This window comes from Pseudomonas sp. MC6 (assembly GCF_054790575.1).
This window is the reverse complement of sequence record NZ_CP186504.1, coordinates 589628-612245: the sequence shown is the minus strand read 5'-3', so window position 1 is coordinate 612245 and position 22618 is coordinate 589628. Positions and strand designations below refer to the sequence as shown.

The window sequence follows — 22618 nt, the reverse complement described above, 5'->3', positions numbered from 1 at the left end:
AAATAGCTTTCGCGAGCAGGCTCGCTCCCACAGTTGGAACGCATCTACCTTGTGGGAGCGAGCCTGCTCGCGAACGGGTCACCTCGGTTTAAGGTTAAAACCGAAGCTCACCGCTTGGAATCGGGCAACGGCGCAAACAGCGCCTCAATGTCACTCTGCTCCAGCTTCCAGCCACCCGTCGTTCCACCTTCAAGCACCGCCCCGGCCAACGCGGCTTTCTCCTGCTGCAACGCCTGTATTTTTTCCTCTACAGTGCCGCGAGCGATCAGCTTGTAAACAAACACCGGATTATTTTGCCCGATTCGATAGGCACGATCGGTTGCCTGATTCTCCACCGCCGGGTTCCACCAAGGGTCGAAGTGGATCACCGTGTCCGCAGCGGTCAGGTTCAAACCGGTACCCCCGGCCTTCAGACTGATCAGAAACAGCGGCACCTTGCCGCCCTGAAAATCCTTCACCGGCGTGCGCCGATCCGTGGTATCACCGGTCAGCAGCGAATAGGCAATGTCACGTTGCTGCAATTCTTCCTCGATCAAGGCGAGCATCGAGGTGAACTGCGAAAAGAGCAGGATTCTGCGACCTTCACCGAGCAGTTCTTCGAGCATCTCCATCAAGCTGACCAGCTTGCCACTGCCGGAGCGCAGTGCCTTTGCTGTTATCGGCATGTTGATCAGGCGCAAGTCGCAACAGACCTGCCGCAGCTTGAGCAATGCATCAAGAATGATGATCTGACTGCGCGCCACGCCACTGCGGGCAATTTCGTCGCGCACTTTTTTGTCCATAGCCACGCGAACCGTTTCATAGACATCACGCTGGCCGTCGCTGAGATCCACCCAATGAACAATCTCGGTTTTCGGCGGCAACTCGGTGGCGACCTGATCCTTTTTGCGGCGCAGTAAAAACGGCTTGATGCGCGCTGTCAGATGTTGCATGCGCTGAACATTGCCGTGCTTTTCGATTGGCGTGCGGTAATCGCGATTGAAGGACTTGCTATCGCCAAGCCAACCCGGCATGAGGAAATGAAACTGCGACCAAAGCTCGCCCAAGTGGTTTTCCAAAGGCGTGCCGCTCAGGCACAAGCGCTGGCGGGCCTGCAGGTCACGGGCCGCTTGCGCCGCTTTGCTGAGCGGGTTCTTGATGTTCTGCGCTTCGTCGAGAATCAGTACGCTCCACAGCTGCGGCTGCAAGGTCTCCAAATCCCTTGGCAGCAACGCGTAAGTGGTCAGCACCAGATCGTACTCAGCCAGATTAGCGAAATCCTTTTGCCGCCCCGTGCCGTGCAGCGCCAATACTTTCAACTGGGGGGTGAAACGCTCGGCCTCGTCGAGCCAGTTGGGAATCAGGCTGGTCGGCATCACCGCCAGAGCCGGACAATCAAGACGACCGGCGTGTTTTTCCGTGAGCAGATGCGCCAAGGTTTGCAGCGTTTTGCCCAGCCCCATGTCATCGCCCAGAATGCCGCCGACCTCAAGCTCGCGCAGGGTCTGCATCCAGTTCAGGCCTTCGAGCTGATAGGGGCGCAGTTGCGCGTTAAGGCCGGCCGGTGCAGCGACCTGGGTGTGACTGGAATTCTGCAAGCGCTTGGCGAAGGTGCGCAGCCGCTCGCCACCCTGCCAATCCAGCGGTACGCCATCGAGCATACTCAAGCGCGCGGCATCCGGGACACTCAAGCGCAGTGCATCGCCCTGATGACCGCCCAGGTACAACTCGCCCAGCGTGGCCATCAGCGGCTTGACGCGACTCAGCGGCAGCGCGACCTTGGCGCCTGAAGGGTCGCCAAAACCGCTGGGTTTCAGTTCGATCAGGAGTTTTTCGTCATCGCTGCGTTGTGCCAGATTGACCGGGTCAAGCAAGCGCGGCTGGGTGCGCAACAAGTGCAGAAGGATTGGTAGCAAACTATAGCGCTGGCCATTGACGACGATACCCAACTGCAAATCAAACCACTGATGCCCAGCCTCTTCTTCGACCTCGGCGTACCAATGCTCAACCGGATGCACATTGAAATGAAAGCCGGGACTCATCTCCACTTCCCAGTTCGAGGCGCGCAACGTGGCAAGCCCTTCGTGCATAAACCCGAGCCAGGCGGAATCATCCGGCAACGTGAACATCTCGCCGGGACGATCCAGCGAGCTCTTGCGCGTGGCTTTCTTGAAGCCGAGCCTTTGCAGGATCTGGCGCAGTTTCTTTTCCACCGCAGGCTGGCGTTGGATGCGCTGGGTTTCGGTACCGTTGAGGATCATCACTTCCGGGTTGCGATCCACCGTCGGCTGGCCGTTGTAGGTAAACACCAGAGCGGCGCGGTGCTCAAGAATGTATTCCCAGCGCGAGCGCTCCCGACCGCTGACGAGGGTGAGTTGCGGCTGCGGAAGTACGTCGTCGATGACTCGTTCGGTCAGTTGGTGGGGCGGCGGGATTCTCGTCGCGGCGCTCATGCGATGGCTGAACTGCATGGCCTGACGCGCCGGAATGTCCGGCGCCAGAGTCAAATGACTGGCCAGCTTTTCTTCCAGTTCATTGAACAGAGGGCCAATCTGCCGCTGTTCACGATCCAGGTAATAAAGCGGCTCCAGCGCCAGCACAGTTTCCTGCGCAGCCTCGGCACTGCTCCACTGCGCACGGAAACCGCCGTCGGCCTGCTCGGCCCAGGCGAACTGGCCGATGCGTTTCGCGCCAGACTCCAACGGTTGCAGATCCTCGAAATCGAGGAACAGCCGCGAGGTGCGCAGGAGCATTTCCAGCAATTCGGCGCCGCTGCTGCCTTCCAGCGGATAACCGCTGTAATAGGCGTGGTGGGAGTGCATGGCAACCAGCAGCCTGGCGACGCGCAGATCCAGCTCGGACAGGTAGCCGGGCTGACGCATGAGCATTTCCGCCAGCGAATACATCGGTTTGACTTCGCGTAACTCGCCGCTCTTGAGCTGGGAAACCTTGAAAATATCGAGCAGCCACTTGCCGCTCACTGACGTTGGCTTGAGCTTGTAAAACAGGCGCGCGCCTGCGGTTTGCGCGCCTTCTTCGGCGGGCTTGGCCGGCACGGGAATGGTCGAAAGCCAATGCTCCAGCGCCCGCCCCAAAGGGATCTGTGCGTCACTTTCAGACGCATCATCTGCACTGCCCTGCAGGTGATAGAGCACCGCAGCGCAGTGCTTGCAGTCGATTACGACAGGACAGCTGCACAGACAACGCAAGTTGACGGAACCCAGCCGATCTTCGGACAAGTAAATGCTTTGTTCATACGCCTGACTTTCCGAACCGACGCAGAACGCCTCGATCTTTTTGTCATTGATCTCGATGATCTCTACCCGGTCATCGGCAGCATAAGCGCGAGCCTTGGCCAGCGCCTTGCTACTGAATGCCTGAGTCCAGGCCAACGACTTGAGCCGTTCGATGAGAATACTCATGAACAGCCCTTAGCCGGCCAACACCCGCGCCAATGCCGACTTAACCTTGCCCATGCCGTCATGCAAGGCCTGCTCGATCTCGGCCATGGTGATTACTTCGGTGGTTTTTCCCGCTGCCGGGTTAACCACCAGCGCCAGACAGGCGTAATCCAGATCCAGCTCCCGGGCCAGTGCAGCTTCCGGCATGCCGGTCATACCGACGATGTCGCAGCCATCGCGCTCAAGACGCACGATCTCGGCGACCGTTTCCAGACGCGGGCCCTGGGTGCAGGCGTAAACGCCTTGATCACTGTATTCGCAACCTTCGGCAGCCACGGCGGCGATCAATTGCTGACGCAACGGCTCGCTGTAGGGAAAGCTGAAGTCGATGTGGGTGACGTGCTCCAGATCATCGGCGAAAAAGGTGTGCTCGCGGCCGCTGGTGTAGTCGACGATCTGATGGGGCACGCAGAAATGACCCGTGCCCATCGCTGGATGAATACCACCCACCGCGTTAACGGCAATGATCGCTTCGGCACCGGCCTGCTTCAACGCCCACAGGTTGGCGCGGTAGTTGACCTTGTGCGGCGGGAAGCGATGCGGGTGGCCATGACGGGCGAGGAACAACACTTCCTTGCCAGCGTATTCGCCAATTTGCACGTCGGCCGATGGCGCGCCGTAGGGCGTGTCTACCGCCAGCGATTGGCGAATGGTCAGGCCTTCGAGTTGGGTCAGGTCGGTGCCACCGATGATTGCGTAAACCGTCATAGCGAAAAATCCTTAATCGATCAGTTGAGCGTCTTTGAGCGCGCCGATGGCGGTGAGCCAGCGCGGATCCTGACGGTAATCGGTGCTGGCGAATGCCTGACCGCGCATGCGGGCGATGCGCGCAGACGGCTTGACCTTCATGCGTTGTGCGGCGCTCAGGGCCAGTTCGGCAGCGGCGCGGTCGTTGCACACCAGGCCCATGTCGCAACCGGCTGTCAAAGCGGCTTCGATGCGGCTGGCGGCGTCGCCAACCACGTGAGCACCGGCCATCGACAGGTCATCGCTGAAGATCACGCCGTCAAACTGCAATTCGCCGCGCAGGATGTCCTGTAACCAGCGGCGGGAGAAGCCGGCAGGCTGCGAATCGACTTGCGGATAGATGACGTGCGCCGGCATGATCGCGGCCAATTGTTTGCTGAGTTTTGCGAAGGATACGAGATCGTTGGCGCGGATCTCGTCGAGGCTGCGCTCGTCGTTCGGGATCGCGACATGAGAGTCGGCTTCGGCCCAGCCGTGACCGGGGAAATGCTTGCCGGTGGCGGCCATGCCTGCGCTGTTCATGCCACGAATGAATGCACCGGCGAGTAGTGCCGCGCGCTCGGGATCACCTTCGAACGAACGGGTGCCAACGACGGCGCTGCGCTGGTAATCCAGATCGAGCACCGGGGCGAAGCTCAGGTCGAGCCCGACCGCCAGCACTTCGGTGGCCATGATCCAGCCGCATTGCTCGGCCAGGTATTCAGCATTCGGGTTGTCGGCGATGGCACGCATGGCCGGCAGACGCACGAAGCCCTGACGCAGACGCTGCACGCGACCGCCCTCTTGATCCACCGCCAGCAGCAGATCCGGACGAATCGCGCGAATCGATGCGCTGAGTTCACGCACCTGGCGTGGATGCTCGATGTTGCGCGCGAAAATGATCAGGCCGCCCACTTCGGGCTGACGCAACAATTGGCGATCTTCAGCCGTCAGCCAGGTACCGGCGACGTCCACCATCAACGAGCCTTGCAGGCCAGCAGTCATAGAGATTCCTTGAAAACGAAAAACCCGATCTGCAGGAAATCGCTACCGTGAGCAATGCTCGGCAGGTCGGCAATTTCTATGAGGATCGGGTTCAGAACGAGAGTCGGCATGGGCGGCTAGCTTAGCGGATACAAGCTGCCGCGCCCACCCGTGCGCGGTTAAACCTTGGCGGCGACCGGCGTTGATTTGCTGCGTGGACGCAGCTGTGCAGTGGCCATTGCCGCGTCGGTGACACCGGTTTCGGCACGCATGCCTGCTGCGAGGAACGGCACCATCAGGCGCATGACTTGCTCAATGGAGGTATTGACGCCGAAATCAGTCTCGGCGATCGCGCGCAAAGCCTTGATGCCGGACATGCTGAACGCGGCAGCACCGAGCATGAAGTGCACGCGCCAGAACAGCTCAATCGGCGGAATGCGTGGCGCTGCTTCGTTGACCAGCATCATGTAGCGGCGGAACACCTTGCCGTACATGTCTTCCAGATAACGGCGCAAGTGGCCTTGGCTTTGGCTGAATGCCAGGCCGAGCAAACGCATGAAGATCGACAGGTCGTTGCCGCTGCGCGGCTGAACCACGAGGGCTTGCTCGACGAGGATTTCCAGCAGTTCTTCGAGCGTCGGCTTGTTTTCAGGCTTGGCCTGACGCCGCTCCAGCTCTTTATCGAGGCTGATGCAGAACGGCCCGAGGAAGCGCGAAAAAACCGCCTGGATCAGGGCTTTTTTCGAACCGAAGTGATAGTTCACCGCTGCCAGATTGACGCCAGCCTTGCTGGTGATCAAACGCAATGAGGTTTCAGCGAAACCTTTCTCCGCGAACAACTGCTCGGCAGCATCAAGAATGCGTTCAACGGTTTCCGACTGGGCCATGGCTACTCCGCCTGACAAACACTTGTTTGAAACATACGTTTCAGCCTGTGCCTTGTCAAGCCTGCCGGTTCGTTTTGGGAATGGTCGGTCAGTTATTTAACCACACAAGCCCAACTCATTAATAAGCACGAATGCCGACCGTCTGGCGGCCTGCAAAAAAACGGGCATTGCCAAGGGCGCTTCACTGTATATAATCCCAGTCACTGTATAAAAAGACAGAGCGATCAATATGCTAAAGCTGACGCCACGCCAAGCCGAGATTCTGGCCTTTATCAAACGCTGCCTCGAAGACAACGGCTACCCGCCAACCCGCGCGGAAATCGCTCAGGAACTGGGCTTCAAGTCGCCAAACGCGGCTGAAGAGCATCTCAAGGCACTGGCCCGAAAAGGTGCCATCGAGATGACTCCCGGCGCTTCTCGCGGTATTCGCATTCCCGGCTTCGAAGCCAAGGCCGACGACTCTACCCTGCCGATCATTGGCCGGGTCGCTGCCGGCGCGCCGATCCTCGCCCAGCAGCACATCGAAGAATCCTGCAACATCAATCCGGCCTTCTTTCATCCGCGCGCCGACTATCTGCTGCGCGTACACGGCATGAGCATGAAGGACATCGGCATTTTCGACGGTGACCTCCTCGCCGTGCACACCACCCGCGAGGCGCGTAATGGCCAGGTTGTCGTCGCCCGCATCGGCGATGAAGTGACCGTCAAACGCTTCAAGCGTGAAGGCAGCAAGGTCTGGCTGATTGCCGAAAACCCTGAGTTCGCCCCTATCGAAGTCGACCTGAAAGATCAGGAACTGGTGATCGAAGGCTTGAGTGTCGGCGTGATTCGCCGCTAAAGGAGGCTTTATGCAGTTCCCACACACCCCTCAGCAAACACAACTGCCTTTATTCGAAGCGTTTCTGGCACAACCGATGGCGCCGATCCTCAAAGAGGTCGTCGAGCGCCCGTGGATTGCCGAACCTGAAGTATTCAGCGAGCTGTCACTGCGCGGTGCTACCGGGAACTGCCTGAACCTGCTTGCCCCGATCCTTCGCGAACTCAGTGAAGATCAGGACGCGCGCTGGCTGACACTGATCGCACCACCTGCCAGCCTTACCCAAACCTGGCTGCGGGATGCCGGGCTGAATCGCGAACGCATTCTGCTGCTGCAACCAAGGGGCGCTCAAAGCGCTCAACAACTGGCGTGCGAAGCTCTGAAGCTGGGTCGCAGTCACACCGTAGTCACTTGGCTCAACCCGCTGAACGCAAATTCACGGCAACAACTGATCAACGCCGCACGCACGGGCGATGCTCAGAGCCTGAATATTCGTTTGGGTTAATTGGTGGTTATACGCGCTGTGTGAAGCGCAGGGCTTCTCCAGGGACAGAGAAGCCGATCTGAAGCGGTAACGTCAAAAAGTAAAAAGACGGGGATCAATGAAGAACCCGCGGCCCTTCTTCCTTATCAAATTCGCCTTCGACCATTCGACCGGCCATTTGCACGCCGACGCTTAACATCGCCTTGGCGATCTCCACATGCTGACCTTGCAGGAACGCCTTGGCATCCTCGGAGAAATCCAGCGTCACCAGAGAACCCTCGTCCTCGGCCCTGCGCAGCTCGATTCGGCCGTCGGGTAACTCGACAATTTCTAGAAAGGACGTTGGCATATAGGTCTGTTCTCCACGAAAGGCAGGGATTATATAGACATCATTCAGGCTTCGCTCGGGATCTTGACCAGCAGCATGTTTCAGATTGCCACCGTGTCAATCGCCCTCAGCACTCGTTCAAGCCTTCGCGGAAACGTATCGCCAGACCTTTCAAGTTCTGCCGCCAGCTCTCCAGCTCCTCTCGACTCAACTCTTCTGGCGCTTCTTCTTCGTCCAGATTAATCGCCTGAATCAACGGTTGCGTCACATCACCCTTCGGCTTGTGCGGCACTCGTGGCGGTTGAAACAGCGCCGAATGCGCTGCCAGCAGTTTTGCCAACCAGGTTTCCGAATTGCCCGCCAACTCAACCATTTCGGCCAGTTCGGGAATTGCGATCGACTCCAGCACTTCACGCGTCAGCAGCATCTCGGCCCGCGGCGCATTGGCCTGCGGCAGACGATAGAAACCTGCGATCTCATGACAGAGCCCCAGTAAGGCGCCGTACAGGTGAAACAACGCCGATTCACGCCCAGCCTGAATCAACGCCAGAGAATTCATCGCCCGCCCTTCTTCAGCGCGAGCCAAGGCTTCCAGCGACAAGCCGGCGAAATAAATCTTCTGGTTGGTGCGGGTATAGAGTTCGTGGGCCATGAAGGCAGTCTCCACTACGAAATAATTGCGTCACACAGGCCGGACAGTGTCGTGGATCAGCCGATCCCACCGCAAGCACAAAACAAAAAGGCCGCCTGAAAACCCGAGGGTTCTCATGCGGCCTTTCAGTATCAGGCTAACGCTTACTCGGCTTTGGCCTTTGTACGCTTGTCTTCAACCGTCCACTTACCACCGTCGAAGTACGCCTTCCAACCGGTAGGTTTGCCATCGACCTCGGTCTGCACGTATTGCTCCTTGGTCTTGCGGCTATAGCGGATCACCGCCGGCAGACCATCAGGATCCTTCTGCGGAGCGTCGCACAGGAAGTGGTATTTAGGATCAATCTCGTCCTTGTGCGGCAGAATCTCGATCACCAGCGGAGCACGGGTTTCGCGGTTTTTCGGGAACTGACTGGCGGCCAGGAACAGGCCGGACGCACCGTCGCGCAGGATGTAGGTGTCGTTGACCTTTTCGCATTTCAGCTCAGGCATCTTCACCGGATCCATCTTCGGCGGCGCCGCGTCACCGCTTTTCAGCAGTTTGCGGGTGTTCTTGCACTCAGGGTTGGTGCAACCGAAGAACTTGCCGAAACGGCCGGTCTTGAGCTGCATCTCGCTGCCGCACTTGTCGCATTCCAGGCTCGGACCTTCGTAGCCCTTGATGCGATAGCTGCCCTCTTCGATTTCGTAGCCGGCGCAATCCGGGTTGTTACCGCAGATGTGCAGCTTGCGCTTCTCGTCGAGCAGATAAGCGTCCATCGCCGTGCTGCAAATCGGGCACCGATGCTTGCCGCGCAGAACCAGCGATTCCGACTCACCTTCGTCGTCCGCAGCGATCTCGTCGCCCGGCACCAGGTTGACGGTGGCCTTGCAGCGTTCTTTCGGCGGCAGGCTGTAGCCCGAGCAACCGAGGAACACGCCGGTGGACGCAGTACGAATCTGCATCGGACGACCACAGGTCGTGCACGGGATGTCGGTCATGACCGGCTGGTTGGCGCGCATGCCGCCTTCAGGGTTTTCGGCTACTTCGAGTTTCTTTTTGAAATCGCCGTAGAACTCGTCCAGCACGCTTTTCCAGTCACGCTCGCCCTGCGCCACGTCATCGAGGTTCTCTTCCATGCCGGCAGTGAAGCCGTAGTCCATGAGGTTGGAGAAGCTTTCCGACAGACGCTCGGTGACGATGTCGCCCATCTTTTCCGAGTAGAAACGACGGTTGTGCAGGGTCACGTAGCCGCGATCCTGAATGGTCGAAATGATCGCAGCGTAAGTCGAAGGACGACCGATGCCACGTTTTTCCATTTCTTTAACCAGGCTGGCTTCCGAGTAACGCGCCGGCGGCTTGGTGAAGTGCTGCGATGGATCAAGCTTGATCAGCTTCATAACGTCGCCCTGCGCCATATCAGGCAGAACGTCATCGTCGCCTGGCTTGGCAATCTGCGGCATGACGCGGGTGTAACCGTCGAATTTGAGGATACGGCCCTTGGCGCGCAGCTCGAAATCGCCAGCGCCGACGCTGACAGTGGTCGACAGGTATTGAGCTGGCAGCATCTGGCAAGCGAGGAACTGGCGCCAGATCAGCTCGTAGAGGCGTTCAGCGTCACGCTCCATGCCTGCGAGCTTGCTCGGCGTGGTGTTTGCGTCGGAAGGACGGATCGCTTCGTGAGCCTCTTGCGCGCCTTCTTTGCTGCTGTAGACGTTTGGCGTTTCCGGCAGGTACTTCTTGCCGAACTCGTCTTCAATGTAAGTGCGCGCCATGGCCACGGCATCGGCCGAGAGGTTGGTCGAGTCGGTACGCATGTAAGTGATGTAGCCAGCTTCGTACAGACGCTGGGCCATCATCATGGTTTTCTTCACGCCGAAGCCCAGACGGTTACTCGCAGCCTGTTGCAAAGTGGACGTGATGAATGGCGCCGAAGGCTTGCTGCTGGTCGGCTTGTCTTCGCGTTTGACGATGCTGTAGCTGGAAGACTTGAGTTTCTCCAGCGCGGCCATGGCCTGAGCTTCGTTGAGCGGCTTGAAGGCTTCGCCTTTCTCGCGAGCTACTTCGAAACGCACGGTCGAGCCTTTGGCGGTGCCGAGGTCGGCATGCACTTCCCAGTACTCTTCCGGGTTGAACGCACGAATTTCGCGCTCACGCTCGACCACCAGCTTCACGGCAACCGATTGCACACGGCCAGCGGACAGGCCACGGGCAATCTTTGCCCACAACAGCGGCGAGACCATGTAACCCACAACGCGGTCGAGGAAACGACGCGCCTGTTGAGCGTTGACACGATCGATGTCCAGCTCGCCAGGTTCCGAGAAGGCTTCCTGAATCGCCTTCTTGGTGATTTCGTTGAACACCACGCGCTTGTAGCGGCTGTCGTCACCACCGATGGCTTCGCGCAGGTGCCAGGCAATGGCTTCCCCCTCGCGATCCAAGTCGGTTGCGAGATAGATGGTGTCAGCATCTTTGGCGAGCCGGCGCAGCTCTTCGATGACCTTCTCTTTACCCGGGAGGATCTCGTACTTGGCTTTCCAGCCATGATCGGGATCGACACCCATACGCGAGACCAGCTGCTTGCGCGCTTTCTCTTTCGGCGAGAGCACCGGACCTTCGCCCGCAGCAGCCTTGCCGCGCTTGGCGGCTGGCTCTTTGCTGGCGCTAGCCGAACCGCTGGTGGGCAGGTCTCGGATATGGCCGATACTCGACTTCACCACGTATTGGTTACCCAGATACTTGTTGATGGTCTTGGCCTTAGCCGGGGATTCCACAATGACCAGCGATTTGCCCATGGATCAGAAAATTCCTGAATTCTAGAAGTGAAAGGCGGTTGGCGCCTGACGCGGCACCGCTATATATAGTTGATACAAGGTGAGGTCAAGCACAGGGTTCTGTGCGCGCTCGCCTTATACCTTGGAAAAAAGGCTTGGTTCGGCTTGCACCAAAGCAAAGCGTGGCACCTGCTCGCCGTCAACCTCGACTGACTCGAGAAACATGCTCAGAGGGCGCACCCAAAAGCCGTAATCGCCATACAGGGCTTGGTAAAAGACCACTTCTTCTTCGGTCTCGGAATGCCGCGCAACACTGAATACGCGGTACTGCGGACCTTTGTAATGTTGGTAGAGCCCAGGTTGTATCGGCATGGTTTGGCCCTCACTCAAATTTTTTCAAAATAAAAACAAAATAAACCCACAAAAACAAAAACCGGGGCACTTGGCCCCGGCTTCCATCGACGAGACGCTTAAACGCGTTCGAAGACGGTAGAGATACCTTGGCCGAGACCAATGCACATAGTGGCCACCCCGAAGGTGCCGCTATTCTGCTTCATCACGTTCAGCAAGGTGCCGGAAATACGGGCACCGGAGCAACCGAACGGGTGACCCAAGGCGATCGCGCCGCCGTGCAGGTTAACCTTCTCGTTCATCTTGTCGAGCACTTTCAGATCTTTCAGCACTGGCAGGGCCTGTGCGGCGAAAGCTTCGTTGAGCTCGAAGAAGTCGATATCGTTGATGCCAAGGCCCGCACGTTTCAGGGCTTTTTGTGTCGCCGGAACGGGACCATAGCCCATGATCGCCGGATCCACACCCGCCACTGCCATCGAACGGATAACCGCCATTGGCTGGATACCCAAGTCTTGAGCGCGCTGCGCCGACATCACGATCATGCAGGAAGCACCATCGGTGATCTGCGACGAAGTACCGGCAGTCACGGTGCCGCCCTTTGGATTGAAGGCAGGCTTGAGGGCCGCCAGACTTTCCAGGGTGGTTTCCGGACGAATGGTTTCGTCGTAGTCGAACAGTTTCAGGAAACCGTTCTCGTCGTAGCCCTGCATCGGGATGATTTCGTCTTTGAACTTGCCTTCCACGGTTGCCTTGTGGGCCAACTGGTGGGAACGCACGCCGAAGGCGTCTTGCTGCTCGCGAGTGATGCCGTGCATTTTGCCGAGCATTTCCGCGGTCAGGCCCATCATGCCCGAGGCTTTCGCCGCGTACAGCGACATGTGCGGGTTCGGATCGACACCGTGCATCATGCTCACGTGGCCCATATGCTCGACGCCGCCAACCACGAACACGTCACCGTTGCCGGTCATGATCGCTTGCGCAGCGGTGTGCAGCGCGCTCATCGACGAGCCACACAGACGGCTGACAGTCTGGCCGGCCGAGGTGTGCGGGATCTGGGTCATCAGCGACGCCATGCGCGCGATGTTCCAGCCCTGCTCCAGGGTCTGGTTGACGCAGCCCCAGATCACGTCCTCGACTTCAGCAGGATCGACCTTGGCGTTGCGTTCCAGCAGTTTGCTGATCAGGTGCGCCGACATGTCTTCGGCGCGGGTGTTGCGGTGCATGCCGCCCTTGGAGCGGCCCATCGGAGTACGACCGAAGTCGACAATCACGACGTCTCTTGGATTCAAGCTCATAAAATTTCACTCTCGCTCAAAAGTTGGGACGCTTAACCGAAGAACCGTTGGCCGGTTTTGGCCATTTCACGCAGTTTCGCGGTCGGGTGGTACAGCGCGCCCAAATCAGCGTACTGGTCAGCCAGGGCAACGAACTCGGCAACACCGATCGAATCGATGTAGCGCAGCGCACCGCCACGGAATGGAGGGAAACCGATACCGTAGACCAGACCCATGTCGGCTTCGGCGGCAGTTTCAACGATGCCGTCTTCCAGGCAACGCACGGTTTCCAGGCACAGCGGGATCATCATCCAGTTGATGATGTCTTCGTCAGTGACTTCGCGCTGCTCGTAAACGATCGGCTTGAGCACTTCCAGTACCGATGGATCGGCGACTTTCTTCTGCTTGCCTTTCTTGTCGGCCTCGTAGGCGTAGAAGCCCTTGCCGTTTTTCTGACCCAGGCGCTTGGCTTCGTACAGCACGTCGATGGCCGAACGACGGTCATCCTTCATGCGATCCGGGAAACCTTCAGCCATGACGTCACGACCGTGGTGACCGGTGTCGATGCCGACCACGTCCATCAGGTACGCCGGGCCCATCGGCCAGCCGAATTTTTCCATGACCTTGTCGATACGGACGAAGTCCACACCGGCACTGACCAGCTTGGCGAAACCGCCGAAGTACGGGAACAGCACGCGGTTGACCAGGAAGCCCGGGCAGTCGTTGACGACGATCGGGTTCTTGCCCATTTTCTTGGCGTAGGCAACGGTGGTGGCAACCGCCAGCTCACTCGACTTCTCGCCACGGATGACTTCCACTAGCGGCATCATGTGCACCGGGTTGAAGAAGTGCATGCCGACGAAGTTTTCCGGACGCTTGAGGGCCTTGGCCAGCAGGCTGATGGAAATGGTCGAGGTGTTGGACGCGAGGATGGTGTCCTCTTTGACCTGGCCTTCGACTTCAGCCAGTACGGCTTGCTTGACCTTCGGGTTCTCGACCACAGCTTCGACGACCAGATCGACGTGACCGAAGTCGCCGTAGGACAGGGTCGGACGAATGGCGTTGAGCACTTCAGCCATTTTCGCAGCCGTCATGCGACCTTTATCAACGCGGCCAACCAGCAGCTTGGCGGCTTCAGCCAGACCTTGCTCGATGCCGTGCTCGTTGATGTCCTTCATCAGGATCGGCGTACCTTTGGAGGCCGACTGATAAGCGATACCGCCACCCATGATGCCGGCGCCGAGTACAGCGGCCTGCTTCACGTCTTTGGCGATTTCGTCGTAGGCCTTGGCCTTTTTCTTGAGTTCCTGATCGTTCAGGAACAGACCGATCAAGCTCTGCGCGGCAGAGGTCTTGGCCAGTTTGACGAAACCGGCGGCTTCGACTTCCAGCGCTTTGTCACGACCGAAGTTCGCGGCTTTCTGGATGGTTTTGATTGCTTCAACCGGCGCCGGGTAGTTCGGGCCAGCCTGGCCTGCCACGAAACCCTTGGCGGTTTCGAAAGCCATCATTTGTTCAATGGCGTTCAGCTTGAGTTTTTCAAGTTTCGGCTGACGCTTGGCCTTGAAGTCGAACTCGCCGGAAATGGCGCGCTTGATCAGTTCAAGAGCCGCTTCCTGCAGCTTCTCCGGTGCAACCACGGCGTCGACGGCGCTGACTTTCAGGGCGTCTTCAGGACGGTTTTCCTTACCGGAGGCAATCCATTCGATGGCGTTGTCGACACCGATCAGGCGCGGCAGACGCACGGTACCGCCGAAGCCCGGATAGATGCCCAGCTTGACTTCCGGCAGACCGATCTTGGCCTTGGTCGACATGACGCGATAGTCAGCCGCCAGGCACATTTCCAGACCGCCGCCCAGTGCGATGCCATTAATGGCCACTACGGTTGGGACGTTGAGGTCTTCGAAATCGCTGAAGATCTTGTTGGCTTCGAGATTGCCAGCAACCAGCTCGGCATCCGGCAGCTTGAAGTTGTCGACAAATTCGGTGATGTCGGCGCCGACGATGAACACGTCCTTGCCACTGCTGACGATCACGCCCTTGATCGAAGCATCTGCCTTGATGGTGTCCACCGCCTGACGCAGTTCGTTCAGGGTTAGACGGTTGAACTTGTTGACGGACTCACCCTTGAGGTCGAATTTCAATTCGACGATGCCACTTTCAAGAGCTTTAACCGTGATGGCTTTACCTTCGTAAATCATCAACTGATCTCCACGATATGGAAGCTGAACAGTACACGTCGGACGCAGGCGAATGGCTCGGCAGGACGCTTTTTCGTCGATGCTAACGCCAATCCACCCGGCACACCCGCCAACGCGATAGTCGGGATTCTGTAGGAGCAGTCTGTAAGACAAACGCTCAATTCATACGCCCGTTTGATTTGGGTACATCACCTTCACGGAATTTCCGACAATTGTCAATCGCCCAAAATACGGGTTGAAAAGCGACTTTGCGGTCATTTCTGTAAGACGAAGACCCGCAACACGCATCTGCATGTGAAGTCATTCATAGAATCAATAGTTAGAAAAGTCGCCCTAATTCGCCGCAGCCATTGTTTAAAGGGCTACGCTGGAGTGACTGCACGGAGATGTCGCTGACCGAGTCAACATCAAAAGAGTTTCCGGCCTGCCTGGCCAACCCCGCCCGATGAATCATGTCGGGCTTTTTATTGCTCGTCTGCCGGACGCTCCCCACCGTTGCAGTGGGAAAAGTCCGCGCGTCACGCCAGCGCTTTCAGAGTGGCATCGATATCCAGCAAAACCGTGGCGTCGCCCTTCTCGCCCCAATACAAGGCGATCATCTGCTTGTCTGCCTCGACTTTGAAAACATTGCCCGGCAACTTTTCGAAATGATTGAGCAGCGCGCGATCTTCGCAGACTTCCTGCCACTGATTAACCCAGATACCCGGCGTTTTCTGCCAGTAAGTCCAGCAGGCAGGCGACTTGCCACGGCGCGGCCGATGATACTGCGCGCACGGGTTTGGTGGCTCTTGCGCCAGCCAGTGCGGCCATTCCTGAGGCGCCAGCTGCATGGCCAGGCCAATGCGCCGCGCCTCCATGCGCAGGGCGATGCGACCGCTTTGCGCGCGCGATGGGCGCAACCACGCCAGCGGACTTAAAACCACCAGCAGGATTGACACCACCAACCAGACCGTCATATCTCTATTCCCAATTCTCGGTGAGCGCATTGTGTCACTTTGGAACCAATGCGCTTGAAACCAGCCATACTTAACAATATTGAAACCTCACGAGGAGCACCTCATGCCCTACCACCATATCCTGGTCGCCGTAGATCTGACCGAAGAGTGCGACCCTGTGATTCACCGCGCCCGAGAGCTATCGGTGAGCAATGGCGCCAAGCTTTCGCTGGTGCATATCGTCGAGCCGATGGCCATGGCATTCGGCGGCGACGTGCCGATGGATCTGTCACAACTGCAACAACAGCAGTTCGATCAGGCCAAGGAACGCCTGGAGCGTCTGAAAGCCAAATACTCAGAGCTTGAGGGCGCCAACTGCCACCTGACCTATGGCCAGCCACGCCAGGAAATCCATCATTTCGCCAAAGAACAAACGTGCGATCTGATCGTGGTCGGCAGTCATGGCCGACATGGTCTGGCGCTGTTGCTCGGCTCGACCGCGAATGACGTGCTGCACGGCGCGCCATGCGACGTCCTCGCCGTCCACCTGGTCAAACGCTGAAACACTGATCATTGTGGGAGCGAGCCTGCTCGCGAAGGCGTCGGCACACAGCATTAATGCCGCCTGACACACCGCATTCGCGAGCAGGCTCGCTCCCACATTGGGTCTCCACCCGAATATGAAAAGCCCGGCGTTCATCACTGAACGCCGGGCTTTTTCACATCCGGATCAATCAGGCATCCAGCTCGGCCCAACGTTCCATCAACGCATCCAGCTCAGCCTGCAACTGCTCCAGCGAAGCAATCACCTTGGCTGTTTCAGCCGGTGGACGCTGATAGAAACCGCCGTCAGCCATCTCGGCCTCCACTGCGGCAATCTGCTGTTCCTTGGCGTCGATATCGCCCGGCAACGCTTCCAGCTCACGCTGCAGTTTGTAGCTCAGCTTTTTCTTCGCCGCCGGAGCAGCTGCCGCAGGCGCTGCGACCACTGCGGGCTCTGCAGTAACCACCGCCGAATTCAGATCAGCCTTACCCGACTTGCTTTCAGTCACGCCCAACAGACGCGGCGAACCACCCTGACGGATCCAGTCCTGATAGCCGCCGACGTATTCACGCACCTTGCCTTCACCTTCGAAGACCAAGGTACTGGTGACCACGTTGTCGAGGAATGCCCGGTCGTGGCTGACCATCAGCACGGTGCCGTTGAAAGTCAGCAGCACTTCTTCGAGCAGCTCGAGGGTTTCCACATCAAGGTCGTTGGTCGGTTCGTCGAGCACCAGCAGGTTCGCCGGTTTACTGAACAGTTTGGCCAGCAACAGACGCGCACGCTCACCACCCGACAGCGCCTTGACCGGCGTGCGGGCACGCTGCGGGCTGAACAGGAAGTCGCCGAGGTAGCTCAGCACGTGACGGCTCTGACCGTCGATATCGATAAAGTCGCGACCTTCGGCGACGTTGTCGATCACGGTCTTTTCCAGATCCAGCTGATGACGCAACTGGTCGAAGTAGGCCACGTCGATCCGCGTGCCCTCTTCCACTTTGCCGCTGGTCGGCTGCAGACCACTGAGCATCAGTTTCAGCAGAGTGGTCTTGCCGGTACCGTTGGCGCCGAGCAGACCGATACGGTCGCCGCGCGTCAGCACCATCGAGAAGTCCTTGATCAGGAACGGGCCGCCCGGGTGAGCGAAACTCACGTTCTCGAGGACCATCACCTGCTTGCCGGACTTGTCGGCAGTGTCCAGCTGAATGTTGGCCTTGCCAGTGCGCTCGCGACGCTCGCTGCGCTCAACGCGCAGGGCTTTCAGGGCGCGGACGCGGCCTTCGTTACGGGTGCGGCGCGCCTTGATGCCCTGACGGATCCAGACCTCTTCCTGGGCCAGTTTCTTGTCGAACAGCGCGTTGGCGGTCTCTTCAGCGGCCAGCGCGGCTTCTTTGTGCACGAGGAAACTGGCGTAGTCGCCGTTCCAGTCGATCAGGCCGCCGCGATCCAGTTCGAGGATGCGCGTGGCGAGGTTTTGCAGGAAGGAACGGTCGTGCGTGATGAACAGCACGGCGCCCTGGAAATCTTTCAGCGCTTCTTCGAGCCAGGCAATCGCACCGATGTCCAGGTGGTTGGTCGGTTCGTCGAGCAGCAGCAGATCCGGCTCGGACACCAGCGCCTGCGCCAGCAGCACGCGACGACGCCAGCCGCCGGACAACTGGGCGAGGGTCTTGTCGGCCGGCAGTTGCAGACGGCTCAAGGTGCTTTCGACCAGAGTCTGCAAACGCCAGCCATCACGGGCTTCGAGGTCCTGCTGAACGTGCATCAGCTTGTTCAGGTCATCTTCAGTGACGCAGTTCTGCGCGAGGTGATGGTACTCGGCGAGCAACGCACCCACGCCATCAAGGCCTTCAGCGACCACGTCGAACACCGTCCGATCGTCGGCCACCGGAAGTTCTTGCGGCAATTCGCCGATTTTCAGACCGGGGGCACGCCACACCGAGCCTTCATCGGGCTTCTGGTCGCCCTTGACCAGTTTCATCATGCTGGACTTGCCAGTGCCGTTGCGGCCGATGATGCACACCCGCTCACCACGGGCGATCTGCCAGGACACCTTGTCCAACAACGGCATAGCGCCGAACGCAAGGGACACATCGCTGAATTTGAGCAGGGTCATGAGCTTCTCCAAAAACCGGGCGCGCATTCTACCTGAGTTAGGACCTCAGCAGGCCGGCAATTTGTCTGTCGAAGCACTCTGCACAACATTTGTTGCGAACTTGTGCTGCGAGGCCCGCAAAGCTTTCGCCGCTTGCTGGCAAAAGGCTAAGCTACAGACAATTCAGTGCTGATTCGTGTCGGCACTTGTCATGATTTCTCTGCCCGGATGTCTCATGCGCAGTCGCCTTTTCAGTGTCTTGTCCTGCTTGCTACTTACCGCCGCTGCCGCTCAATCCGCCCAGGCGGTGGACCTGTCCACCCAACGCCAGTATTACGATGAAGCCAAGCGCGCTTTGGCCAAGGGCGATACCGGCCCGTATTTCCGTTACAGCCAGGCACTGGCCGATTATCCGCTGGAACCATATCTGGCTTACGACGAACTGACCGCGCGCCTGAAGACCGCGAGCAACGCCGAGATCGAGAAGTTTCTCGCCGAGCACGGTGACCTGCCCCAGGCCAACTGGATGAAGCTGCGCTGGTTGCGTTGGCTCGCCGACCGTGGCGACTGGGCAACCTTCGTCAAGTATTACGACCCGAAACTCAACTTCACCGAGCTGGATTGCCTCAATGCGCAATACCAGATCACTCACGACAAGAAAGCCGAGGGTTACGCCAACGCCGACAAGCTGTGGCTGACGGGCAAATCGCAACCCGCCGCCTGTGACGCGCTGTTCGGGATTTGGGCCGCCGATGGTCAGCTCACTGAGCAGAAACGCTGGGAGCGCACCAAACTCGCCGCTCAGACGCGTAACTATCCACTGGCCAACAGCCTGGTCAACGGCCTGACCACCCTCGCACCGCGTGGTCGTCTGCTGGTGGATGTGGCGCAAAAGCCGGAACTGCTCAATCAGCCTTCGCGCTTCACCCCGGCCGATGAACCGATGTCCGACGTAGTCAGCCTCGGCCTGCGCCGCCTCGCCCGTCAGGATCCGGACAAGGCCATGGCGCTGCTCGACGGTTATGCCAGCAGCATGCATTTTTCTCGCGATGAAAAAGTCGCAATCGCCCGGGAAATCGGCCTGACCCTCGCCCGTCGTTTCGACAGCCGCGCGCTGGACGTGATGACCAAGTACGACCCGGAGCTGCGCGACAACACCGTTTCAGAATGGCGCCTGCGCTTGCTGTTGCGTCTGGCCCGTTGGGACGATGCGTATCAGTTGACCCGCCGCCTGCCGCAGGATCTGGCCACCACCAACCGCTGGCGCTACTGGCAGGCGCGCAGTCTGGAACTGGCCCAGCCGCAGAACCCGGAAGCGCAGACCCTGTACAAAAACCTTGCGCGCGAACGTGATTTCTACGGTTTCCTCGCCGCCGACCGCTCGCAATCGCCGTACTCGCTGAACAACAAGCCTTTGGTCCTCAGCCAGGCGCTGATCAACAAGGTGCGCAACACCCCGGGCGTACGCCGCGCGCTGGAATTCCATGCTCGTGGTCAGATCGTCGACGGTCGTCGCGAGTGGTATCACGTCAGCCGCCATTTCAACCGCGATGAGATGGTTGCCCAAGCGAAACTGGCTTACGACCTGAAATGGTACTTTCCGGCGATCCGCACCATCAGTCAGGCGCAGTACTGGGACGATCTGGATATCCGCTTCCCGATGGCCCACCGCGAAACGCTCGTGCGTGAAGCCAAGGTGCGTGGTCTGCATTCGAGCTGGGTGTTTGCCATCACCCGCCAGGAAAGCGCCTTCATGGACGACGCGCGCTCCGGCGTCGGCGCCAGCGGCCTGATGCAACTGATGCCCGGCACCGCCAAGGAAACCGCGCGCAAGTTCAGCATCCCGCTGGCCTCTCCGCAGCAGGTGCTGGATCCGGACAAAAACATCCAGCTCGGCGCCGCTTACCTGAGCCAGGTGCACAGCCAGTTCAACGGCAACCGCGTCCTCGCCTCCGCCGCCTACAACGCCGGACCGGGTCGCGTACGCCAATGGCTGCGCGGCGCCGATCACTTGAGTTTCGACGTCTGGGTCGAAAGCATCCCGTTCGACGAAACCCGTCAATACGTGCAGAACGTGCTGTCGTACTCGGTGATCTACGGCCAGAAGCTCAACTCACCGCAGCCGCTGGTGGATTGGCATGAGCGCTACTTCGACGATCAGTGATCACCTGACTGACGCCGACTAACGAAAAATGCCCCTATCGCGAGATACGGGCATTTTTTATGGGCACAACCTGAGCGGCTATTTAGTGAATGGCAGGATCGGTGACAGGATTCGTTGACGCGCTCTTGCCATCATTGAACTGCAACGCTGCCAACCGCGCATACAGCGGATTGCTGGCAATCAGCTCCTGATGAGTACCAATAGCCACAAGTTTGCCCTGATCCATCACTGCAATCCGGTCAGCGTTTTTCACCGTGGCCAGTCGATGCGCAATCACCAGCGTGGTGCGGTTCTGCATCAGACTCGGCAGGGCTTCCTGAATCAGGTGTTCGCTCTGCGCATCGAGGGCGCTGGTGGCTTCGTCCAGCAGCAGGATTGGCGCGTCGACCAGTAACGCCCGGGCGATCGCCAGACGCTGACGCTGGCCACCGGAGAGGCCGAGGCCACCATCGCCGAGATGAGTCTGGTAACCGTTGGGCATTTTCTCGATGAAGTCGTGGGCGTGTGCGATTTTCGCCGCTTCCTTCACCTGCTCCAGCGTCGCCCCCGGATTGCCATAACGAATATTCTCTTCAACGCTGCCGAAAAACAGCGCCGGCGACTGCGAGACCAAGGCGAAGTGGCGGCGCAGGTCCAGCGGATCGAGGCTGGTCAGCGGTACGCCATCAATCAGGATCCGACCTTCCACAGGGTCATAAAAGCGCAATAGCAAATCGTATACCGTGGACTTGCCGGCGCCGGATGGCCCCACCAGCGCCAGCGTCTCACCGGCCCGAATGGTCAGGTTCAAGCCGTTGACGGCATAGCTGTCAGGACGCGACGGATAGGAAAAACGTACTTCCTGTAATTGCAGTTCACCCCGGACGCGCTGCGGCAAGGTCACCAGCCCGGTGGTGGGCGGCTGGATGATGTTTTCTGACCCCAGCAGTTCGGCGATGCGCTCGGCGGCACCTGCCGCGCGTTGCAATTCGCCAATCACCTCACTCAGGGTGCCGATCGCGCTGCCGACAATCAGACTGTAGAAAACAAACGCCGCCAGTTCACCACCGGTGATGCGCCCGGCAATCACGTCCATGCCGCCGACCCACAACATCACCGCCACCGCGCCGAGCACCAGCACGATCACCATGGTGATCATCCATGAGCGCTGAAAGATGCGTTTGCGCGCCGTGTCGAACGCGTCCTCGACGGTTGTCGCAAAACGGCGCTCATCCTGCACCTGATGGTTGTAGGCCTGCACGGTTTTGATCTGGCCGAGGGTTTCCGACACATAGCTGCCGATATCGGCCACCCGGTCCTGGCTCAATCGCGACAGATTGCGCACGCGCCGGCCGAAGATCAGGATCGGTGCCACCACGAACGGCAAGGCAATCACCACGATGCTGGTGAGTTTCGCGTTGGTCACGAACAACAGAATGACACCGCCGATGACCATCAGCAGGTTACGCAGGAACATCGACAGCGATGAGCCGATCACAGACTGCAGCAGCGTTGTATCGGCGGTCAGCCGCGACTGGATCTCCGAACTGCGGTTGTTCTCATAGAAGCCGGGGTGCAGATAAACCAGATGGTTGAACACCTCGCGGCGAATATCGGCCACGCAACGCTCGCCGATCCACGACACCCAGTAAAACCGCGCGAACGTGCCGACAGCCAGCCCCAGTACCATCAGCATGAAGATGCCGATGCTCTGGTTGAGCTGATGCGGCGACTGGGTCATGAAGCCGCGGTCGACCAACAGTTTGATTCCCTGCCCCATCGACAGCGTGACGGCAGCGGTAACGATCAACGCCAGCAGCGCACCGATGACCTGCCAGCGATAAGGGGCCAGAAATCGGCTGGTCAGACGCAGGGCGCGCCGGTGCCGGGAAGAAAGCTTCGGGGTCATTCAGGTACACATCCGTGTTGATGAAAGGGCTAGCCTAAACCTTCTTGGGGCGGAACTCTGTAAATCACAATGAGTCAGGTTAAATATGCCCCCAAAGA

The 22618-nt window shown here is 58.9% G+C and carries 17 protein-coding genes; 4 read left to right on the top strand and 13 right to left on the bottom strand.

Annotated features, from left to right (window positions below; all coding sequences use genetic code 11):
* Positions 1-107: 107 nt before the first annotated feature.
* The 4 genes from ACOYXE_RS02880 to ACOYXE_RS02865 all read right to left on the bottom strand — a co-directional run bounded on the left by ACOYXE_RS02880 (position 108) and on the right by ACOYXE_RS02865 (position 6037).
* A complete protein-coding gene (locus ACOYXE_RS02880) occupies positions 108-3401 on the bottom strand; it encodes a DEAD/DEAH box helicase (RefSeq protein WP_460927611.1) in 3294 nt (1097 codons plus the stop codon).
* Positions 3402-3410: 9 nt separating this feature from the next.
* Positions 3411-4148, bottom strand: a complete 738-nt coding sequence (locus tag ACOYXE_RS02875; protein WP_460927609.1) for an S-methyl-5'-thioinosine phosphorylase — start codon at positions 4146-4148, stop codon at positions 3411-3413.
* Between the two features lie 12 nt (positions 4149-4160).
* The gene (gene nagZ / locus ACOYXE_RS02870) at positions 4161-5171 is read right to left on the bottom strand and encodes a beta-N-acetylhexosaminidase (protein WP_460927607.1); all 1011 of its coding nucleotides are present in this window, start codon (positions 5169-5171) and stop codon (positions 4161-4163) included.
* 158 nt (positions 5172-5329) lie between these two features.
* Positions 5330-6037: a TetR/AcrR family transcriptional regulator gene (locus ACOYXE_RS02865; protein ID WP_160058821.1), complete on the bottom strand. Its 708-nt coding sequence runs from the start codon at positions 6035-6037 to the stop codon at positions 5330-5332.
* A gap of 229 nt (positions 6038-6266) precedes the next feature.
* On the opposite strand from ACOYXE_RS02865, the gene lexA reads away from it, so the two are divergent.
* Positions 6267-6875: a transcriptional repressor LexA gene (gene lexA / locus ACOYXE_RS02860; RefSeq protein WP_003226590.1), complete on the top strand. Its 609-nt coding sequence runs from the start codon at positions 6267-6269 to the stop codon at positions 6873-6875.
* 10 nt (positions 6876-6885) lie between these two features.
* Entirely contained in the window at positions 6886-7359 is a 474-nt protein-coding gene (gene sulA / locus ACOYXE_RS02855; protein ID WP_116030904.1) for an SOS-induced cell division inhibitor SulA, read from the top strand.
* 94 nt (positions 7360-7453) lie between these two features.
* Here sulA and ACOYXE_RS02850 read toward each other — a convergent pair whose 3' ends face one another.
* The 7 genes from ACOYXE_RS02850 to ACOYXE_RS02820 all read right to left on the bottom strand — a co-directional run bounded on the left by ACOYXE_RS02850 (position 7454) and on the right by ACOYXE_RS02820 (position 15853).
* Positions 7454-7687, bottom strand: a complete 234-nt coding sequence (locus ACOYXE_RS02850; protein ID WP_003226592.1) for a hypothetical protein — start codon at positions 7685-7687, stop codon at positions 7454-7456.
* Positions 7688-7793: 106 nt separating this feature from the next.
* Positions 7794-8318, bottom strand: a complete 525-nt coding sequence (locus ACOYXE_RS02845) for a DUF6586 family protein (protein ID WP_007910470.1) — start codon at positions 8316-8318, stop codon at positions 7794-7796.
* A 143-nt stretch (positions 8319-8461) separates the two neighbouring features.
* Complete coding sequence (topA, locus tag ACOYXE_RS02840) at positions 8462-11092, bottom strand: type I DNA topoisomerase (protein WP_460927603.1); 2631 nt, start codon at positions 11090-11092, stop codon at positions 8462-8464.
* A gap of 114 nt (positions 11093-11206) precedes the next feature.
* Positions 11207-11443, bottom strand: a complete 237-nt coding sequence (locus tag ACOYXE_RS02835) for a DUF1653 domain-containing protein (RefSeq protein WP_150651510.1) — start codon at positions 11441-11443, stop codon at positions 11207-11209.
* Between the two features lie 98 nt (positions 11444-11541).
* Positions 11542-12717: an acetyl-CoA C-acyltransferase FadA gene (gene fadA, locus ACOYXE_RS02830; RefSeq protein WP_007910465.1), complete on the bottom strand. Its 1176-nt coding sequence runs from the start codon at positions 12715-12717 to the stop codon at positions 11542-11544.
* 32 nt (positions 12718-12749) lie between these two features.
* Complete coding sequence (fadB, locus tag ACOYXE_RS02825) at positions 12750-14897, bottom strand: fatty acid oxidation complex subunit alpha FadB (RefSeq protein ID WP_034156439.1); 2148 nt, start codon at positions 14895-14897, stop codon at positions 12750-12752.
* A 518-nt stretch (positions 14898-15415) separates the two neighbouring features.
* Positions 15416-15853 (bottom strand): hypothetical protein, encoded by a 438-nt coding sequence (locus tag ACOYXE_RS02820; RefSeq protein WP_077573838.1) that lies wholly within the window; start codon positions 15851-15853, stop codon positions 15416-15418.
* 103 nt (positions 15854-15956) lie between these two features.
* Between ACOYXE_RS02820 and ACOYXE_RS02815 the strand changes: the two genes are divergently transcribed.
* Complete coding sequence (locus ACOYXE_RS02815) at positions 15957-16394, top strand: universal stress protein (RefSeq protein WP_077573839.1); 438 nt, start codon at positions 15957-15959, stop codon at positions 16392-16394.
* Between the two features lie 172 nt (positions 16395-16566).
* Here ACOYXE_RS02815 and ACOYXE_RS02810 read toward each other — a convergent pair whose 3' ends face one another.
* Positions 16567-18489: an ATP-binding cassette domain-containing protein gene (locus ACOYXE_RS02810; RefSeq protein WP_160058823.1), complete on the bottom strand. Its 1923-nt coding sequence runs from the start codon at positions 18487-18489 to the stop codon at positions 16567-16569.
* A gap of 214 nt (positions 18490-18703) precedes the next feature.
* On the opposite strand from ACOYXE_RS02810, the gene ACOYXE_RS02805 reads away from it, so the two are divergent.
* Positions 18704-20632 carry a transglycosylase SLT domain-containing protein gene (locus tag ACOYXE_RS02805; protein WP_460927599.1) on the top strand — a complete coding sequence of 643 codons (1929 nt, stop codon included), beginning with the start codon at positions 18704-18706 and terminating at the stop codon, positions 20630-20632.
* Positions 20633-20714: 82 nt separating this feature from the next.
* Here the strand turns inward: ACOYXE_RS02805 and ACOYXE_RS02800 are convergent, their stop codons facing one another.
* Positions 20715-22520 carry an ABC transporter transmembrane domain-containing protein gene (locus ACOYXE_RS02800; protein ID WP_405123172.1) on the bottom strand — a complete coding sequence of 602 codons (1806 nt, stop codon included), beginning with the start codon at positions 22518-22520 and terminating at the stop codon, positions 20715-20717.
* Positions 22521-22618: the final 98 nt, after the last annotated feature.

Bases quoted from the DNA above. Each gene is read 5' to 3' on its own strand.
- ACOYXE_RS02880 (WP_460927611.1), bottom strand. From the start codon at position 3,401: ATGAGTATTCTCATCGAACGGCTCAAGTCGTTGGCCTGGACTCAGGCA.
- ACOYXE_RS02875 (WP_460927609.1), bottom strand. From the start codon at position 4,148: ATGACGGTTTACGCAATCATCGGTGGCACCGACCTGACCCAACTCGAA.
- nagZ (WP_460927607.1), bottom strand. From the start codon at position 5,171: ATGACTGCTGGCCTGCAAGGCTCGTTGATGGTGGACGTCGCCGGTACC.
- ACOYXE_RS02865 (WP_160058821.1), bottom strand. From the start codon at position 6,037: ATGGCCCAGTCGGAAACCGTTGAACGCATTCTTGATGCTGCCGAGCAG.
- lexA (WP_003226590.1), top strand. From the start codon at position 6,267: ATGCTAAAGCTGACGCCACGCCAAGCCGAGATTCTGGCCTTTATCAAA.
- sulA (WP_116030904.1), top strand. From the start codon at position 6,886: ATGCAGTTCCCACACACCCCTCAGCAAACACAACTGCCTTTATTCGAA.
- ACOYXE_RS02850 (WP_003226592.1), bottom strand. From the start codon at position 7,687: ATGCCAACGTCCTTTCTAGAAATTGTCGAGTTACCCGACGGCCGAATC.
- ACOYXE_RS02845 (WP_007910470.1), bottom strand. From the start codon at position 8,318: ATGGCCCACGAACTCTATACCCGCACCAACCAGAAGATTTATTTCGCC.
- topA (WP_460927603.1), bottom strand. From the start codon at position 11,092: ATGGGCAAATCGCTGGTCATTGTGGAATCCCCGGCTAAGGCCAAGACC.
- ACOYXE_RS02835 (WP_150651510.1), bottom strand. From the start codon at position 11,443: ATGCCGATACAACCTGGGCTCTACCAACATTACAAAGGTCCGCAGTAC.
- fadA (WP_007910465.1), bottom strand. From the start codon at position 12,717: ATGAGCTTGAATCCAAGAGACGTCGTGATTGTCGACTTCGGTCGTACT.
- fadB (WP_034156439.1), bottom strand. From the start codon at position 14,897: ATGATTTACGAAGGTAAAGCCATCACGGTTAAAGCTCTTGAAAGTGGC.
- ACOYXE_RS02820 (WP_077573838.1), bottom strand. From the start codon at position 15,853: ATGACGGTCTGGTTGGTGGTGTCAATCCTGCTGGTGGTTTTAAGTCCG.
- ACOYXE_RS02815 (WP_077573839.1), top strand. From the start codon at position 15,957: ATGCCCTACCACCATATCCTGGTCGCCGTAGATCTGACCGAAGAGTGC.
- ACOYXE_RS02810 (WP_160058823.1), bottom strand. From the start codon at position 18,489: ATGACCCTGCTCAAATTCAGCGATGTGTCCCTTGCGTTCGGCGCTATG.
- ACOYXE_RS02805 (WP_460927599.1), top strand. From the start codon at position 18,704: ATGCGCAGTCGCCTTTTCAGTGTCTTGTCCTGCTTGCTACTTACCGCC.
- ACOYXE_RS02800 (WP_405123172.1), bottom strand. From the start codon at position 22,520: ATGACCCCGAAGCTTTCTTCCCGGCACCGGCGCGCCCTGCGTCTGACC.